The following is a 17,185-nucleotide window of genomic DNA, read 5'->3' as shown; positions in this document are numbered from 1 at the left end:
TGCAAATTCACTGCCCTCAAAATGTTTCAAGTTGGAGATTAACGCGGCTGGCAGCTCCCATGATGTGATTTTTCATAACTTCACGCGCTTGCAGAGGATCACGCAGCGCAATGGCATCACGAATCGCCTGATGTTCATCGATAGTGATTTCAACAATTTCTTCAAGCACAGCACGGGCGCGCGCAGCACGAATTGCCTGAGAGATGCGCTCCGCTATGAAGCCGAGCACAAGTGGAAAATATTCGTTATGGGTGGCAGTTGCGAGTGCGCGGTGGAAAGCAAGATCAGCTGCAATACCTTCATCTGTCCACTTTTCTCTGCCCGTCATTTCCGCCAAAGCGTCGTCCAGCCTGCGCATGTCGTCTAGGGTGTGATGGACAGCGGCAAGGCCAGCAGCCTCAATTTCGAGTGCCATTCGGAGTTGAAACAGGCTTTGAAAATGATCGCGGTTTGCAAGGGTCTCCGGTTCAATGCGGAGTGCGTGACGACGGTCAGGCTCTGTGACAAATGCACCGACGCCTTGCCGGGTCTCAATCAGCCCTTCATTTCGTAACTGTGCAATAGCTTCGCGGATCACTGAACGACTGACGCCAAAGCTCTGCGCAAGACTATGTTCGGTTGGCAACTTCTCCCCGGGCAGAAAACTGCCTTCCGTGATCTGCCGAACTATCTCGGTAGCGATACGCGACGGTAAATGTTCATTGCGTCTGATTTCACCGAACACGACCCGCTCCTTTTCATTCTTGTCATTTGATTTGTCGCGAGTTCTGATCCGAGTCAAGCACAAGAAACATGATGTTTCACGGCGGAATCGTTCAGGACTGTTCATCTGGTCCAAGCATTGTCCTTACCGTCGCTTTCTTACGCTATAGCGCATTCAGGAAAGGGTGAAAGACCTATGCGTGGAAATCAGTCCACAGGACTGATTTATGGTCGCGCTTCGACCAGATAAAGATGCACATTAAAACAATGATTTAAAACGACAATCTGATCCAATCAGACTGCAACCCGCCCTAATTGCATCCTCAAATGCATAAAAGAGTTTTCAAGCATAGAATATAGAGTTATCAGACAACCCAACAATATAGTTTTGGAGGAGTTAGATTGTGAGCTGTCAGGATAGCCGGAAATTTATCCGTATCTGATTTGCGCATCGTCGCATCTCAGCGCCAAAGGCCTCTATTCACATCTTGAACTAAACAAGCCGGGAGGAACATCCGTGCAAAACAAACATAGTTTGAACGCGTCAATAATTTTGCCTGAAGACATCAATGTAGCGGTGCTCATTGGGCGCGTCTGGTCAAAAGCTGAAGATGGCCCCTGCCCTGTGCTGGTTGTGAATGGTCATGTGCATGATCTTTCAAACCTATCCGCAACAGTATCAGGCCTGTTGGAGCGTAAGGATCTGGTTGCCGAGTTGAAAGATGCGGGAAATTTTGCCGATCTTGGTAAGCTTGATGATTACCTTTCTGGCGAAAAGGGTGAATTGCTTGCGCCAGTTGATCTCCAATCCATCAAGGCTGCCGGTGTCACCTTCGCCGATAGTATGCTCGAACGTGTGATCGAAGAACAGGCAAAGGGCGATCCAAGTCGGGCGCGCGAAGTTCGCAATCGTCTCGCACCCGTCATCGGCGACAGCCTGCGTGGTGTGGCTGCCGGCTCTGAAAAGGCAGCTCAAGTCAAGGCACTGCTTCAGGAAATGGGACTATGGTCACAGTATCTTGAAGTTGGTATAGGCCCCGATGCAGAAATCTTCACAAAGTCGCAGCCAATGTCTTCAATGGGCTGTGGTGATACTGTCGGCATTCTACCAATTTCACAATGGAACAATCCTGAGCCGGAGGTCGTGCTCGCTGTTGCAGCTGATGGTCGCATCGTTGGTGCGACGCTAGGCAACGACGTTAATCTGCGTGACGTGGAAGGCCGCTCCGCACTGCTGCTGGGAAAAGCCAAAGACAACAACGCATCATGCGCTATTGGCCCATTCATCCGCCTCTTTGACGACAATTTCACAATGGATGTTTTGCGTAAGCTCAAGCTGTCGCTGAAAGTAACCGGTACTGACGGCTTCGAAATGACTGGTGAAAGTCCAATGGAGGCGATCAGCCGCGATCCGGAAAACCTTGCGGGGCAGATGATGAATCGTAACCATCAATATCCGGATGGCGCGGTTCTTTTCCTTGGCACCATGTTTGCGCCGGTTAAAGATCGTCGTGGTGCTGGTCAGGGCTTTACGCACGAAATAGGCGACAAGGTGGAGATTTCCACACCAAAACTCGGACGTCTCGTCAACTGGGTGGATCGCACTGACAATTGTGCTGAATGGACTTTCGGTGTTCGCGCGCTGATCCATAACCTGCAGAAGCGCAACCTGCTCGACAGAATTTAATAGTCAAAGGCCGCATATCAAATGATAAGCGGCCTTCATATTAGCTTAATGGAATAGCATTGCCATCTTTGGAAGATTGATAAGTACCCGACATCGCGTCATATTTTTTGCGAATAGCATCAAGGCGCTTTTCCAATCTTGAGCGGTCGGGTTCCGGCAAAGACGCCACCATGTTCGGAATCGAATGACTGTGCCAGAAACTGTTATTGCGGTTGTAACCGCCTGGCTCCAGCGTGAATACTTCCTTGAGAATTTTCAGATCATGCGGAATCGAAAAAGCGTCGCGTGAATCTTCGTGGCTGAACAAATAGTAGAAATTATCGAAACCGCTCCAGGTTATCGCGGACAAGCACATGGAGCATGGCTCATGAGTAGAGAGAAAAACCATTTCCTTCGTATTCGGGCGGCCCTGCTCCGGCATTTCATAGAAGCGTTTCAACGTATGGACCTCTCCGTGCCACAGCGGATTTTCGGTCTCATTATTAGTTTCGGCCAGCACCAGAGATAAATCGGACTTGTTCAGCAGAGCTGCACCAAAAACCTTGTTGCCTTCTGCAACCCCCTGTTCAGTCAAGGGTATGATGTCTTTTTCGACAACCTCAATTAGTTTTTCGAGCAGTGTCAATTCGTCCGTTTTCATGACCTTAACTCCCTTAGGCAAGAAAGAAAAACGCCGGGGTATAGCCCCGGCATTTCGTTTTATTCTGGGAAGAATGCGAAGCGGATCACAAACAGTGCCGCTACGATCCACGTTGCCAGATGCACCTCGCGCGCCTTTCCGGTGACTGCCTTGAGCACAACATAGCTGATGAAGCCAAAAGCCAGGCCATTGGCAATCGAGTAGGTAAACGGAATGGACAACGCTGTAAGAGCCGCCGGAGCTGCTTCCGTGATCTCATCCCACTTGATTTCCGACAATTCACGCATCATCAGGCATGCGACATAAACAAGCGCCGGTGCCGTTGCATAGGCAGGCACAGAGCCCGCCAGCGGCGAAATGAAGAGTGCAGCGAGGAACAGCACAGCGACAACAAGTGCGGTTAAACCTGTGCGGCCACCAGCCTGAACGCCAGATGCACTTTCCACATAGGCTGTCGTCGAAGACGTACCAAGCAGCGAGCCACCGAGAATGGCCGTGCTGTCAGCAAACAAGGCTTTGCCGAGACGGTTTGGCTTACCCGGTTCAATCAGACCACCGCGCTTTGCAACGCCGATCAGCGTGCCGGTTGCGTCAAACACTTCAACAAGCACGAATACGAGGATCACATGCAAAATACCTGTATGCAGTGCCCCCATGATGTCGAGTTGCATGAATGTCGGCATCAGGCTTGGAGGTCTATCGAATACACCGTTAAACTGAGTAATACCGAGAGAAATCGATGCGATTGTGACAACAAGAATACCGATGAGGATTGCACCGCGAATCTTGAGCGCATCGAGCGCTGCGATGATGAAAAAACCTGCAATCGCCAGAAGCGGACCGGCGCCATGTAAATCGCCCAGACCAACCAACGTCGCTGGATTATCAACGACAATCCCTGCATTCTTGAGACCAATCAGCGCCAAAAACATACCGATACCGGCTGCAATAGCACTGCGTAGCGATTGTGGAATGCCCTCAACCAGCCAGCGTCGGACGCCCGTGACCGTTAAAATCAGGAAGATGATGCCGGAAATAAAGACCGCGCCGAGCGCCTGCTGCCAGGAAAAGCCCATGGCGCCGACAACGGTGAAAGCGAAAAACGCATTAAGCCCCATGCCCGGAGCCATACCGATCGGCCAGTTGGCAACGAGTGCCATAACGATAGAACCTAATGCTGCCGCAAGACAGGTTGCAACGAAAACAGCATTTCGATCCATGCCCGTGGTGGACAAAATATCAGGATTGACGAAGATAATGTAAGACATCGTCAGGAAGGTGGTCACACCAGCGATCACTTCCGTTCTCACCGACGTGCCATGTTCCTGCAATTTGAACAGCTTTTCCAGCATGATCCCTCCAGGGCAAAAAGCGCACATCGAAATGCACCAATGGACAGCCAAGTGCTACCGCATGTAACCAGCCGATTGATATTGGTGCAATCTGTTGCGATTGCCGTATTTGTTAGCCGCAGACGCGTTTACGCGAGCGGATTTGTTCCCCATACACCCAACGCGATCAAAAACACAGTTCTGCCGCAAGAATGCCTGTTTATTAACGTGATTTAGTTTGGCTCGACTTTGACGCCAACGCCAGATGCCTATTCAGGCTTTAATTTTTGAAAGAGCTTCAAAAATGGTAGCCACCTAAAATTACACGCTACCATTCTATCTACATGATCAAGCTATGTTTTTTAGCAAAATTCCTGTTGCGTACATGCCCAACGCGAAAAATGTGTGTGCCACAACGTTAAGAATACGAACATTGTTGGCATTTGGCAAACGCGATGCCGCCCAACGGATTCCTAATCCTGGCTGCAAAAGGAACCAGCCTGCAGCGACAGTCAAAATACCGAAAATCCATGCAGGAAGGAATAGTGGATTCGCAAACCAGGCACTGCCGCCATACATGGCAAAAATTATACCATAAAGCACGCCAACGACATAATGTCCGAGCCATCCCAGCGCCACTTCGTGGCTAAAGGCCGGAGATTTTGAAATATCGTCGTGACAAATCTGTCCGTGGCGTAAATGCCAGAACCAGCGCCCTACAAGACCCCAATTAGGGCGGGATTGTCCCGGGAAGCGAGCAAAAACCATAGCCCACACGTCCATCACAACAGTTGCGCCGATTCCAATCGCAATTCCCTTAATCATAAGCTCAAGCATTTACAGATCCTAAAAGTATTGGGTAGCCACATAACCTTGTGGCTACCCAATACGCAAGATCTAATAATCTATCGGGAAATTGCCCCCTCAACACATTACTTGCATTAATATCACATATAACATGCTTAGAACATATTTACGGAATGAAACCAGTCAGCTTGGCGGCGATGAAGGTTGTAATCAACTTGACAAACCTAAACGGCGCTCTTCATCGCCGGCCCCCGCAAAAAAATAATACAAGATGACTTAGAGTTAACAAGCGCGATATGTCTCAAATCGACAAGTGAATCGTCTCAAAGTCGGGACAAAAAACATTACTAATTTCATCAGAAATTCATGGAAAACAATGTTAATTTTATATTCTAATGAATACGCAAATACATTCATAAAACAAAAGCGCCGGGACTGGAGCACCGACGCTTTGTTACATTATAAAGGTTTCACTTTCAGGGCGATTACTTATCAACCACACCATCAGTGATTACTTACCGAAAACAGCGCTCTGAATCTGCGAACGCGATACGCCGATATCGGCAAGAAGATGATCGTCCATTGCACCGAGTTCACGGATTGCGCGACGACGGGAAACGTATTGCTGGAATTTCTGACGAATGTTCATTTCTTCTCTCCTCGTTGGATGCCTTTTAAATAGTCGTTTGCACAAAATTACACCACGGATATGATTGCAAATGAGGCATGCGTTTTCGGCAGAGCTCGCATCCTTGAAAAGGCCGCAATCGCCTACGTCACAGGAGGTAGCGGCAATTGATTTTTAATTTTTAAGGAATTTGCCTTTTGCCAAACCGGCTTTAATCGATTAATCGGGACGGCGGAGGAGTTTATCTCTAGCCCCTTGCGGATATCACCATGCTTTACGGTATTTTCCTCGCGTTTGCGTCCTATGCTGCATTCGCTGTAAGCGATGCCTGCGTCAAGTTTCTTGACGGCACTTTGTCACCCTACGAAATCGCATTTTATGGTGCATTTTTGGGCTTGCTTGCCATTCCATTCATCAAGAAACCAGAAGATCAGTGGCTCGATATGTTTCGAACCACAAATATAAAGCTTTGGTTACTTCGCACAATCACTGCCACAATGGGCATCATCGGCAGCGTCGTGGCCTTTACACACCTGTCGATGGCTGAAGCATTTGCGCTGATCTTCCTGCTTCCAGCATTCGTAACAATTCTCTCTGTTCTCTTTCTCAAGGAACAGGTTGGTTGGCGTCGCTGGACTGCAGTTATTATCGGCTTTATTGGGGTGCTCGTGGTGTTGCGCCCAGGCTTCCGCGAACTATCAATTGGCCATCTCGGTGCGCTTTGCGGTGGACTTGGCGGCGCATTCAGCATTGTGATTTTTCGCGCAATGGGCAAGCAGGAGAAGCGTATCTCTCTTTATACTGCCGGACTTATCGGCCCGATCCTTATCTGCGGCCTGTTAATGGTTCCAAGCTATGAGACACCTTCGTCGGTTCAATGGGTCTACCTTGCAGGTTATGGCCTGCTTGCAGCACTCGCAAACATCTTGCTCATGTTTGCCGCACAGCGTGCACCTGCAAGTGCAATCGCCTCTCCGCAATATAGCCAGATGATCTGGGCCATTTTGTTCGGCTACTTCGTTTTTCATGATCACATCGACCTGCCGATGCTGATTGGCATCGTTCTGATCACAATTTCGGGTCTCTTCACCTTTGTGCGCGAGCGTCAGCGGGGTGTTCCGGGACCAGCAGCCGTAGCGACCTCTGACCCATCTCCTGCTTTGGCCGAAGAAGAGTAATTTTAGAGCGGGTTTCGATCTGCTTGATTTAGATCCGCGCTCTAAACCCTTTTACTTTAGGCATAGTCTTATCAATCCTCGTTTCACTCTGACAGGACTTATGCTCCAGCCCTTCGCCTGTTTGAAAATTATCGGTCTACATCGATCATGAAACTTGTTTTCAGTTTCGGACGACGTGCTATAAGAGCCGTCGTTTATATCCCGCACAGGTTTCTGCCGGCTATTTCATCGACACATCGAGAGAGCATCTTGCGCGGGATTTGGCACGACAATGAAATTCATGAAGGATGCGACAATGGCCGAGAAGCGGGCGATGTGGACATATTACAAGGGTGATTGGCACGAAGGAGATGTGCGTATTCTTGGCGCCGCCTCCCATGCAACATGGCTCGGCTCTCTTGTATTCGACGGTGCTCGTCTGTTTGAAGGTGTAACCCCGGATCTTGACAGGCATTCAGCGCGTGCGAATGATTCAGCACGTGCTCTCGGTTTGGCGCCCACGCTTAGCGGCAGCGATATCGAAGCTCTCGCACGTGAAGGCCTCAAAAAATTCGCTCCCGGAACCGATGTTTATATCCGCCCTATGTATTGGGCTGAAGATGGCGACAACACAACAGTTGCACCAGCACCGGAATCCACAGATTTCGCGCTCTGCCTGGAAGAAATCCCGATGGTGGAACCGAAGGGCTTTACGGTTACAACGACATCGTTTCATCGCCCTTATCTCGAAGTCATGCCTGTCAATGCCAAAGCCGCCTGTCTCTATCCAAACAATGGCAGGATGCTGCGCGAAGCGAAGGCCAAGGGCTTTCATAACGCGCTTGTTACAGACGTTCTGGGTAATGTCGCAGAAACTGCAACCTCAAACGTCTTCATGGTTCGTGGCGGAGAAGTTTTCACGCCGGTTCCTAACGGTACATTCCTGAACGGCATCACGCGGCAACGAGTGATCGGACTTCTGCGCACAGCTGGCGTAAGTGTTCACGAAACATCCCTCACGCTTCAAGATTTTCGTGAAGCAGACGAAATCTTCTCTACCGGTAACATAAGCAAAGTTGTTCCAATTATCGGCTTTGACGAACGCAAGCTCGAATACGGGGCTGTAACAAAGCGTGCACGTTCGCTTTACTGGGAATGGGCACACGGCTGAGTAAAACTGCTCTATCCCTCATTAGATCCCAATAACGGTTACTGACTGAATGCTTGAGCATACCCCATTATTTATGACAGTAGCCGTTATTGCAGCCTTTCTGGTTGGCTTATCAAAGGGTGGCTTGCCATCTGTGGGCACGCTTTCTGTGCCTTTAATGGCTCTGGTGATTTCACCTGTAACGGCTGCCGCGCTTCTGCTGCCGATTTACGTCGTTAGCGATATGTTTGGCCTCTACCTCTATCGCCACCACTTCTCGAAGCGAAATCTGGCGATACTTACCCCTGCGGCCATCGTGGGCATTGGTCTTGGCTGGTTTTTCAGCTCTCATCTTTCAAGTACATTCATTGGAATGCTTGTCGGGCTTGTCGGCCTCTTCTTCTGCTTTAATGTCTGGGTCGGTGCAAAATATCGCCGTAAAGCCCGCAAAGCAGATATTCCCGGGGGCGCCTTCTGGGGGATTATAACAGGCCTGACAAGTTTTGTTTCCCATTCCGGTGCACCGCCATTTCAGATGTATGTCTTACCCCAACATCTTGAAAAACTTGTCTTTGCTGGCACATCGACCATTCTCTTTGCAATCGTCAACGCGGTTAAGCTGATCCCTTACTGGCAGCTTCAACAGTTCTCCAACCTCGACTGGTCCCTCGGCCTCTGGCTTCTCCCTGCTGCTATCATCGGCACATTTGTCGGAGCCAAGCTAACGCGTATCATGCCGGATGGGCCGTTTTTCCTGCTGGTGCAACTCACGCTGTTTGGTTTGTCGATCAAGCTTGTCGCCGATTGGCTCATCCCATTTTTTTCTATCTGAACATCGAGAAACAGAGACCCACCAAAATCAATATTTCTCAACTAATCTAATCAATATCCGCAGTGCCTCTAAATACTTGAGTGCCCCCCCAAAAGCGTGAAAAACCCATGCGGGCCCAGAAAAAGATGCGCGTTAAAACAGAAAATCTGCCAGATCAAAACGCGCTCTAAAAAATGCATTGAAATAATATTTTAAGAAGCCGATTAATACGGAACCAGAACTCATTTCACCGCGTTCGATAATTAATGACGTTACGGAGACACAAACTATGGTTGAGTTGGTCAATAACATTGAAAATTTAGAGTTCATCATTGCAAAAGCCCGTGAATATGACGCGCAGGTTCCGGCGGTGGATGAGAATTCTGGTTCCAATGCATCCGATGATGGCGACATCGATATTCTGGATGCCTCTATCACCAACCCAACCCGAAAAGAGTTGGTAGCAGCTATACGTTCTCTCAATGAAGATGAGCGGATTGAATTGCTTGCTTTGGTATGGGTAGGCCGTGGTGATTTCAGTGTTGAAGAATGGGATGATGCACTTTCGACGGCAAGTGATCGTCACAATGGAAGGGAAGCGAAATATTTGCTCGGCATCCCGCTTCTTGGCGACTATATTGAAGAAGGTTTGGAAACCCTTGGCGTCGAGTTTGAAGCTTACGATAACGAATAAGAAAAATTGATGTTTCCATTGATCGTTCTGTTTTGACGTTGTCATAGTGGACGCGTAGTCTGCGCGGCGAACCGGGAAACTCAAAACAAAGCATTGGAGGATTTCATCATGCTTCAGAAAAATCTGGATCAGAAAACAGATTTCTACATTGACGGCGCGTGGCGCGCTCCGCTCGAAGCAAAGACGATTGAAGTTATCAATCCGGCCAATGAAAAACCTTACGCGGTGATTTCCGCTGGCTCAGCGGCCGATATTGATCTGGCAGTTGCAGCGGCACGCAAGGCATTCCCGACATGGAGCGACACGCCCGCCGAAGAACGCATTGGGTATCTACGCCGTGTTGTTGAAATCTACGAGCGTCGCCTTGAAGAAATGGCGCAGGCCATTTCCAAGGAGATGGGTGCGCCGATCAAATTGGCGCGAGAATCTCAGGCTGCAGCGGGCCTGTCGCATACCAAAGCTTTCATTGCCGCCTTTGAGAACTTTGAATTCGAAGAAATTCTATCACCCAAGTATCCTAATCAGGCCATTGTGCATGAACCTATCGGTGTTTGCGGGCTGATCACACCATGGAACTGGCCAATGAACCAGATTGCGCTCAAGGTCATTCCTGCCATTGCCGTGGGATGCACAGTCATACTCAAGCCATCCGAAATCGCGCCAATGTCGGCCATGCTTTTTGCAGAATTCATCGATGAAGCTGGCTTGCCAAAAGGTGTGTTCAATCTCGTCAATGGTGAAGGTCCGGTTGTCGGCGAAGCGATGTCAAAACATCCGGATATCGACATGATGTCGTTCACCGGCTCAACACGTGCAGGCACCGCTGTCTCGCGAGCTGCGGCTGCAACCGTCAAGCGTGTTTCTCTGGAACTCGGTGGGAAGTCACCCAACATCGTTTTTGCCGACAGCGATCTGGAAAAGGCAATCGAGCGCGGTGTGAATCATTGCTTCGAGAACACCGGCCAGTCCTGCAATGCTCCGACGCGTATGCTGGTTGAGCGTTCGATCTATGAGCAGGCTGTTGATTTTGCCAAGAAGACTGCCGCAAAGACCACTGTCGATGATCCATCCAAAGATGGCGATCATATCGGCCCGCTATCGTCTTCGATTCAATTCGACAAGGTGCAGGCACTGATCCAGAAAGGAATCGATGAAGGCGCGCGTCTGGTTGCGGGTGGCACAGGACGCCCCGATGGCATATCTGAAGGCGACTTCGTCAAGCCGACGATTTTCGCGGATGTGGACAACGATATGACTATTGCTCGCGAAGAAATCTTTGGCCCAGTACTCGCGATGATCCCTTTTGACACGGAAGAAGAGGCCATTGCCATCGCCAATGATACGCCATATGGCCTTGCTGCCTATATTCAGACCGGCAGCCCCGAACGTGCCAAACGCGTTGCGCGAAAGCTCCGCGCCGGCATGATCCAGATCAACGGCACCTCGCGTGCACCGGGCAGCCCTTTTGGTGGATATAAGCAATCCGGCAATGGTCGTGAGGGCGGCAAGTGGGGGCTTGAAGACTTTATGGAAGTAAAGCTTATAAGCGGTTGATTACATTATAATTAACTTAATTGAAACGCCGGTTTTCCGGCGTTTTTTTATGGTATTTTTGCCAGCTATTTTAAAACACTTGATAGGCAGATGATATCTCCTTACCCCCGAACCTGTTCCTTGGCGGAGTAAAAACATCACCAGCATCACCTTCAAGGAACAGGTTACTTCACTCAGGCGCCGCCCGCTGTGCTTGGGTGGCTCTGAGTAGATTTACGAGCGGTCGTATCAGCTTTGATGACGTGACTTCCACAGCACCTCAGCCTGCCTGTAAAAATGGCCATAACTGTCATTCTCTGCGGCAAGCGCTGTCATCAATGCCAATGCCGTTGACGCGATAACGGTCAATTCGGCGCGCTCATCGATCGCCGCCCCCGACCACACTGCCAGCCAATATTCGAATGTACTTTGACTCGTATGGCGATCCATCGGGGCCTTTGACAAGGTGGGCAGATGAACCTCTGTTTTCTGATCACCAAGCCATCTGTAAATTGTGTGTGCGTGATGGGGAGCCAGTTCAGCAACGTCACGGCTTGTTGAAACTGCCGAGACGGACTTCAACTCCAGAAGTGCTCCAGCATCACGATGAAGTTCGCGATAAGCGGGCTGTGTTACGCCGACAAATGACGCTGAAAGCCCCATCGGGTTAAGAAGATGGGCAAGACTATTGATGGAAGAGCGCGAATTGAACAGGGGATATAAAGCCAGCAAGGAGTGGACCTGCGGCGCAAATCCAGCCAGCGGCATAAAGCAAATACCATGTGCAGCCAGAGCACTTTGTCCAAGTGACAGCGAAGTCGCAATCGGGATTTTCACCGCTTGTGCAGCGAGCTCCAGCTTGCCCGAGAGTTCTCCCATTCCGCAATTGCCATGTAAGACAACGGGATAACCAGCGCGTGCAACAAGAATTGCCGCCAGCATAAACCATGGCGACTGATGCGAGTTGGGCGAGAGATATGCGGGCCAGTCCAGAGCTGGCATCCTTATCTTCGAATCCAATGAATAATAACGATGAGCAGCCCGCGCCATACCCGCCAGCTCCGTGGCAGTTTCACCTCTATAATGAATAAGTCGCAATAAAGCACTGATTTGCATGGGATCAGCCTCCCCTGCAAAAATCGTGGTGAAAGCGTCTTCCGCCTCATGCATTTCCAGCGGTCGGGTATAACCAACCTTGCGACCAATAATAGAGATGTATTTTGCCAATCGGAGAGCGGGATCATTCTCATCCTGAACATTGGCCAATTGCGCCGCGAGCTGTTCGGGCGTTGGGTGGTTCTCAAGCTCGACAACCTTCCTGATACCAAGAGGTGGCGTTGCCAGGATGGCACTTTCCCTCTCCCAACCATGCTTTTTTTTGCCAGGAATTTGGGTGGCATCGCGACCATCAAAATTCATCAGCGCTTCCGCTTCGTTTGCAAGTCGGCGAAGTCGTCCACGTAATGCTTCTGCCTTTGGCGTCGCAATCATGTTGCGGCCTGAACGAATAAAAATGGGATCGTCAAACTTTTTGCGTATCTGTCCGAGTAACCGGCTCATCGCGGCAATACTCAACCCCATCTGCTTTGCAGCTCCACCGACACTGCCCTCCACAAGAAGTGCATCAAGCGCAATCAACAAGCGAAGCTGACCGAGTTTCAGGCTTTCACCGTCAACATTTTCAACCTCTTTCTGTGTTTTCATATGCTTGCCAGCCATCGCTGTTTTGTCCATTCAGTTGCGTTTTCTGAAATTTAGAATTGTTACAAAAGATGATCGTTGACCTCATCTTATTGCCATACATAAGGGGAGCGGAAAACTCAACTTAAACGGTGGAATATATGACCAGCTTGTTTCGGGGATCGCGCGTCATTGGCTCGCAGAACAGGCAATTGGCCAGCAAATCGCTTTTCGCAAAAGCCATTCTGGCAGGCACCTGTCTTTCTACGGCACTTATTCTGAGTGGGACGGTTTCCGTTGCGCAAACCGCAACAAAAACAGAAGAAGAGGCTGCGAAGAAGAAGCAGGCGGAAGTGCAAGCCGCTGAACAGGTGAATGCTGAGGGTGGCATCACACTAAACCAGATCGTCGTATCGGCTACCGGTTTTGAGCAGAACATAACTGACGCGCCAGCCAGCATTTCGGTCGTGCCTGGTGAACAACTCGAAAAAGGCGCTTATCGTGATCTTGGTGACGCGCTGCGTGATGTTCAGGGAGTAGCTGTCACCGGTGCCGCTGCTGAACGCGACATTTTCATTCGCGGTCTTCCCGGAACCTATACGCTGATCCTCGTTGACGGAAAGCGCCAAAGCACGCGTGATGCGCGCACCAACGGCAATTCCGGTTTCGAACAGAGTTTCCTGCCGCCAGCCAACGCAATTGAGCGTATTGAAGTCATTCGTGGTCCAATGTCGTCGCTTTACGGCTCGGACGCGATGGGTGGCGTTATCAACGTCATTACCAAAAAAGTCGCAGACAAGTGGAGTGGTTCGCTGAGCGTCGATACGACTGTTCAGCAGCATTCAAAGTATGGTAATTCCTATCAGGGCTCCTATTACATAACCGGCCCGCTTGTACCGAACCTCGTTGGCGTACAGCTCTGGGGACGCGGAATGAAGCGTCAGGAAGACCAGATCATCAGTGGTACGCCTGAGCAAAAAGATATAGACATTACTGGTCGCGTGACCATCACGCCAAATGCTGATCACGACATTGTCTTTGAAGCAGGCAAAACACGTTTGCGCCGTGACTCTTCGGTCGGAAACACGATCAATCCAGTCTCCAACAACAGTACTGCGCCTGTTGATGCTTACAATCTTAATGACCGCAACCATTGGTCTATCAGTCATACTGGCCGTTGGGGTCCAACGACTTCCGAATTCTCGTTCATGCAAGAAACGGCCGAAAGAACAAATTTTAGCTGGAATAATGCACGTAGCGAATTCGTAGAAAACCTGCGTTCGCCACATATCCGCAATTCCACGCTTGATGGCAAATTCACCACTCCGTTCGAGCTATATGGTAACCATACGCTCGTAACGGGTGGCCAATTCATCGAAGGCACACTGACAGACCAGAACCCGGGCCGACGCACGGGTCTGGACGAGCAGTTCACAATCAAGCAGTGGGCGCTTTTTGCAGAAGATGAATGGTGGATCACACCGGATTTCGCCCTTACCGGCGGTCTGCGTATGGATCACCACGAAATCTACGGTTCGCATTGGAGCCCTCGCGGCTACGCCGTCTGGCACGCCACTGACCAGCTGACCATTAAGGGCGGTATTTCAACTGGTTTCCGTGCGCCCGAACTGCGCACCATAGCGCCCGGTTACGCTTACACCACCGGTGGCGGTAACTGTGTTTACGGCCCGACCGGCAATTGTGGCGTGATTATCGGCGATCCAAACCTTCAGCCGGAAAAGAGCACAAGCTATGAAGCCAGTGCGCTTTGGGACAATCAACAGGGACTGCGCCTCGGTGCGACCTACTTCTACACCGATTTCAAAGACAAGATCGCCAGCAACATCCAGTATGACCCCGACACAGGCTTGCCATTGCGTTGGGATCAGGATCCTAACTACGTTCTTTATTACAGCTATAACATCGATGAAGCTGTCATTCAGGGCGTTGAACTGACGGCGGATTGGGAAGCGACAGACACGATCAAGCTGCGAGCAAATTATACTTACACCCATTCCGAACAGAAAACTGGTGAATATGCAGGCCTACCGTTGGCCCGCACACCAAAGCACATGGGTAGCATCCGCGCGGATTGGGATACCCCCGTAGATGGCTTAACGGCTTGGACGGCTGCGAATTACCACGGTGCAGAAATCAATGCCGGTCTTCGTATCGGCACAGTCGGCGAACCTTATGCCTACAACAGCCGCGGACAAGTCATTGCGCGCAAATACAAGGGATATGCCACGCTTGATTTCGGTGGTTCATACGAGTTCAGCGAAAACGTGACGCTCAATGCTGCTGTCTACAATATCTTCGACAAGAAGGTCACTGTGGATGAAACCAACAACGTGGTCGAAGGCCGTCGTCTCTGGCTCGGCATGACATCGCGCTTCTAAGATACCTGATGACGCCAGCTGATCTTGGTTGGCGTCACTTCTTTATGGAATGGGTGCTCGCGTGGGCAAGACAAAGAACGTATTGTTGAAGGTTTGCTTCATGTTCGGAAGCATTCTCGTGAACGCCTCTGCATATGCTGGACAGCCGCAAGTCGACTCTTTTGACATGCAGGCGAACGGCATCGACTATCGGATTTTCGTGGCGGCACCCGCTGAAAAGGCGCCTGCCAATGGTTTTCCCGTTGTCTATATGAGCGATGGCAATCGGATGCTGCCCATCGCAGCGAAACTGATGGAAGATAACCCTCAGCTCAACGCAGTGTTTGTCGGTATTGGCTACCCGACTGAAGACAAGGACGAAATCGTCCGCCTGCGCTATTTTGATCTTACGCCTCCGACGCCTGACGACTTGATCCCTGTTCAGACCAATATTCCGAAAACTGGCGGTCGCGACGCGTTCTTCGATTTCATCGACCATCAGGTCAAAGCCGAAGTCGAAAAACGTTTTGATATCGACAAGAACAAGCAGGCTCTTTTCGGGCATTCTCTTGGTGGCCTTTTCACGCTTTACGCACTCTTCAATCATCCGGATTCATTTCAGACTTATGCTGCTGCAGATCCATCGATCTGGTGGAACGGACGCTCGATTCTCACCGATAAGGATCGGTTTGTGAAAACGTTCAAGGCCGATCCGAAGCCAATGCGACTGCTTGTTGAATCATCCGGCAAGCGCGGCGAACGCCCAGGCCAGTCAAAGGAAGATGCTGAACGCCTGAAGAAGTTGCGCGGCGGACCGTCTGGGGCCGATATTCAGACCGAGTTAAAACAACTTCCGGGCTTTGAGGTTGCTTATCGCCGCTTTGAGAATGAAAGCCACGGCTCAATGATCCCGTTCGCGGTCGAAGACAGCTTGAAATTCATCCTGCTCAAAGAGAGCCCGGACGAACAAGATAACTGAATTGTGGTCTCCCGGCTTTGACTACAAGAAAACCGGACTATAAAGCACAGGATTGACGAAAGGATTGAACGCCATGCTGAAATTCAGCCGACATTTTTCCCGTGTGTTTGGCGCAGCGCTTGTTGCCACAGCTCTGGCCTCGAGCGCGAACGCTGCTGATGTGGCAGTCAAACACGCCCAAGGCGAAACAACGGTTGCGACAAATCCTGAAAAAGTCGTGGTGTTCGATTTCGCGACGCTCGACAATCTTGACCGTCTTGGTGTGAAGATCATTGGCGTCCCCGGCAGCATCGCTTATCCAGAATACCTCAAGAAATACGACGGCGCAGATTACACCAAAGTCGGCACGCTTTTTGAACCTGACTACGAAGCTGTCAATGCAGCCGAACCAGACCTGATCATTGTCGGAGGCCGCTCGGCTGCTAAATATGGTGAGCTCGCAAAGATTGCACCGACCATCGATCTGACTGTTCCAGCCAAGGAATTCATTTCCGGCACCGAAGCCAATATCGAAAAGTTGGGTCAGATTTTTGGCAAGGAAACGGAAGCCAAGGCTGAGGTGGACAAGCTCAACAGCGAACTCGCAGCACTGAAAGAAAAGACCAAGGGCAAAGGCAAGGGTCTGATGATCCTGACTTCCGGCGGTAAAATCAGCGCCTATGGTCCGGGTTCACGCTTTGGTGTTCTGCATGACAGTTTCGGCGTTGACCCCGCCGCGCCCGATCTTTCCGTCGGCAATCACGGTCAACCAGTCAGCTCGGAATTCATTCTTGAAACCAATCCTGATTGGCTTTTCGTACTCGACCGCGATGCAGCCATCGGTCGTGAAGGCACTTCCGCCAAGCAATTGCTCGATAATGAACTCGTACGCCAGACTAACGCCTGGAAGAACGATCAGGTCGTCTATCTGAACGCGCAGAACTGGTATCTCGTCGGCGGCGGCCTTGGTGCACTGCACAACACGATCCAGCAGCTTTCAGCGGCTTTTGACAAATCGAAATAGTATCT

General features: G+C 50.5%; 15 protein-coding genes. 9 read left to right on the top strand and 6 right to left on the bottom strand.

Annotated elements, in window-relative coordinates; all coding sequences use genetic code 11:
• Positions 1–16 precede the first annotated feature (16 nt).
• Positions 17–724 carry a FadR/GntR family transcriptional regulator gene (locus tag H5024_RS16770; RefSeq protein ID WP_348770708.1) on the bottom strand — a complete coding sequence of 236 codons (708 nt, stop codon included), beginning with the start codon at positions 722–724 and terminating at the stop codon, positions 17–19.
• Positions 725–1,219: 495 nt separating this feature from the next.
• Here H5024_RS16770 and H5024_RS16765 point away from each other — a divergent pair, with 495 nt between their 5' ends.
• On the top strand, positions 1,220–2,389 hold the full coding sequence (locus tag H5024_RS16765; RefSeq protein WP_187548248.1) for a fumarylacetoacetate hydrolase family protein: 1,170 nt from the start codon (positions 1,220–1,222) through the stop codon (positions 2,387–2,389).
• A gap of 40 nt (positions 2,390–2,429) precedes the next feature.
• Here H5024_RS16765 and H5024_RS16760 read toward each other — a convergent pair whose 3' ends face one another.
• From H5024_RS16760 to H5024_RS16745, 4 genes are all read right to left on the bottom strand, one after another.
• Positions 2,430–3,029 (bottom strand): nucleoside deaminase, encoded by a 600-nt coding sequence (locus tag H5024_RS16760; RefSeq protein WP_187548670.1) that lies wholly within the window; start codon positions 3,027–3,029, stop codon positions 2,430–2,432.
• Positions 3,030–3,088: 59 nt separating this feature from the next.
• Positions 3,089–4,381, bottom strand: a complete 1,293-nt coding sequence (locus H5024_RS16755; protein ID WP_187548247.1) for an NCS2 family permease — start codon at positions 4,379–4,381, stop codon at positions 3,089–3,091.
• A gap of 327 nt (positions 4,382–4,708) precedes the next feature.
• Positions 4,709–5,197, bottom strand: coding sequence for a DUF2938 domain-containing protein (locus tag H5024_RS16750; RefSeq protein ID WP_187548246.1), 489 nt, complete (start codon positions 5,195–5,197; stop codon positions 4,709–4,711).
• 481 nt (positions 5,198–5,678) lie between these two features.
• Positions 5,679–5,816 (bottom strand): DUF1127 domain-containing protein, encoded by a 138-nt coding sequence (locus H5024_RS16745; protein WP_007879385.1) that lies wholly within the window; start codon positions 5,814–5,816, stop codon positions 5,679–5,681.
• A 248-nt stretch (positions 5,817–6,064) separates the two neighbouring features.
• On the opposite strand from H5024_RS16745, the gene H5024_RS16740 reads away from it, so the two are divergent.
• From H5024_RS16740 to H5024_RS16720, 5 genes are all read left to right on the top strand, one after another.
• Positions 6,065–6,973 carry a DMT family transporter gene (locus tag H5024_RS16740; protein ID WP_187548245.1) on the top strand — a complete coding sequence of 303 codons (909 nt, stop codon included), beginning with the start codon at positions 6,065–6,067 and terminating at the stop codon, positions 6,971–6,973.
• A gap of 295 nt (positions 6,974–7,268) precedes the next feature.
• Complete coding sequence (locus H5024_RS16735; protein ID WP_187548669.1) at positions 7,269–8,123, top strand: branched-chain amino acid aminotransferase; 855 nt, start codon at positions 7,269–7,271, stop codon at positions 8,121–8,123.
• A 49-nt stretch (positions 8,124–8,172) separates the two neighbouring features.
• Entirely contained in the window at positions 8,173–8,934 is a 762-nt protein-coding gene (locus H5024_RS16730; protein WP_187548244.1) for a sulfite exporter TauE/SafE family protein, read from the top strand.
• Positions 8,935–9,202: 268 nt separating this feature from the next.
• Positions 9,203–9,607 carry a DUF3775 domain-containing protein gene (locus H5024_RS16725; protein ID WP_187548243.1) on the top strand — a complete coding sequence of 135 codons (405 nt, stop codon included), beginning with the start codon at positions 9,203–9,205 and terminating at the stop codon, positions 9,605–9,607.
• A gap of 108 nt (positions 9,608–9,715) precedes the next feature.
• Entirely contained in the window at positions 9,716–11,161 is a 1,446-nt protein-coding gene (locus H5024_RS16720; RefSeq protein ID WP_187548242.1) for an aldehyde dehydrogenase family protein, read from the top strand.
• A 228-nt stretch (positions 11,162–11,389) separates the two neighbouring features.
• Here the strand turns inward: H5024_RS16720 and H5024_RS16715 are convergent, their stop codons facing one another.
• Positions 11,390–12,874 (bottom strand): glycosyl transferase family protein, encoded by a 1,485-nt coding sequence (locus H5024_RS16715; protein ID WP_247875316.1) that lies wholly within the window; start codon positions 12,872–12,874, stop codon positions 11,390–11,392.
• 107 nt (positions 12,875–12,981) lie between these two features.
• Between H5024_RS16715 and H5024_RS16710 the strand changes: the two genes are divergently transcribed.
• The 3 genes from H5024_RS16710 (at position 12,982) to H5024_RS16700 (ending at position 17,180) form a co-directional block, all read left to right on the top strand.
• Positions 12,982–15,219 (top strand): TonB-dependent receptor, encoded by a 2,238-nt coding sequence (locus H5024_RS16710; protein ID WP_247875315.1) that lies wholly within the window; start codon positions 12,982–12,984, stop codon positions 15,217–15,219.
• Positions 15,220–15,319: 100 nt separating this feature from the next.
• Positions 15,320–16,177, top strand: a complete 858-nt coding sequence (locus tag H5024_RS16705) for an alpha/beta hydrolase-fold protein (protein WP_187548241.1) — start codon at positions 15,320–15,322, stop codon at positions 16,175–16,177.
• 73 nt (positions 16,178–16,250) lie between these two features.
• Entirely contained in the window at positions 16,251–17,180 is a 930-nt protein-coding gene (locus H5024_RS16700; protein ID WP_187548240.1) for a siderophore ABC transporter substrate-binding protein, read from the top strand.
• The last annotated feature ends 5 nt before the right edge of the window (positions 17,181–17,185 follow it).

This window comes from Ochrobactrum sp. Marseille-Q0166 (genome assembly GCF_014397025.1).
GTDB lineage: Bacteria > Pseudomonadota > Alphaproteobacteria > Rhizobiales > Rhizobiaceae > Brucella.
This window is presented reverse-complemented; position numbering and strand designations above follow the sequence as displayed.

Excerpts from the sequence above, each read along its gene's own strand:
- H5024_RS16750 (WP_187548246.1), bottom strand. The coding sequence starts at position 5,197 with ATGCTTGAGCTTATGATTAAGGGAATTGCGATTGGAATCGGCGCAACT.
- H5024_RS16715 (WP_247875316.1), bottom strand. The coding sequence starts at position 12,874 with ATGGACAAAACAGCGATGGCTGGCAAGCATATGAAAACACAGAAAGAG.
- H5024_RS16700 (WP_187548240.1), top strand. The coding sequence starts at position 16,251 with ATGCTGAAATTCAGCCGACATTTTTCCCGTGTGTTTGGCGCAGCGCTT.
- H5024_RS16755 (WP_187548247.1), bottom strand. The coding sequence starts at position 4,381 with ATGCTGGAAAAGCTGTTCAAATTGCAGGAACATGGCACGTCGGTGAGA.
- H5024_RS16710 (WP_247875315.1), top strand. The coding sequence starts at position 12,982 with ATGACCAGCTTGTTTCGGGGATCGCGCGTCATTGGCTCGCAGAACAGG.
- H5024_RS16760 (WP_187548670.1), bottom strand. The coding sequence starts at position 3,029 with ATGAAAACGGACGAATTGACACTGCTCGAAAAACTAATTGAGGTTGTC.
- H5024_RS16735 (WP_187548669.1), top strand. The coding sequence starts at position 7,269 with ATGGCCGAGAAGCGGGCGATGTGGACATATTACAAGGGTGATTGGCAC.
- H5024_RS16705 (WP_187548241.1), top strand. The coding sequence starts at position 15,320 with ATGTTCGGAAGCATTCTCGTGAACGCCTCTGCATATGCTGGACAGCCG.
- H5024_RS16725 (WP_187548243.1), top strand. The coding sequence starts at position 9,203 with ATGGTTGAGTTGGTCAATAACATTGAAAATTTAGAGTTCATCATTGCA.
- H5024_RS16745 (WP_007879385.1), bottom strand. The coding sequence starts at position 5,816 with ATGAACATTCGTCAGAAATTCCAGCAATACGTTTCCCGTCGTCGCGCA.
- H5024_RS16740 (WP_187548245.1), top strand. The coding sequence starts at position 6,065 with ATGCTTTACGGTATTTTCCTCGCGTTTGCGTCCTATGCTGCATTCGCT.
- H5024_RS16720 (WP_187548242.1), top strand. The coding sequence starts at position 9,716 with ATGCTTCAGAAAAATCTGGATCAGAAAACAGATTTCTACATTGACGGC.
- H5024_RS16730 (WP_187548244.1), top strand. The coding sequence starts at position 8,173 with ATGCTTGAGCATACCCCATTATTTATGACAGTAGCCGTTATTGCAGCC.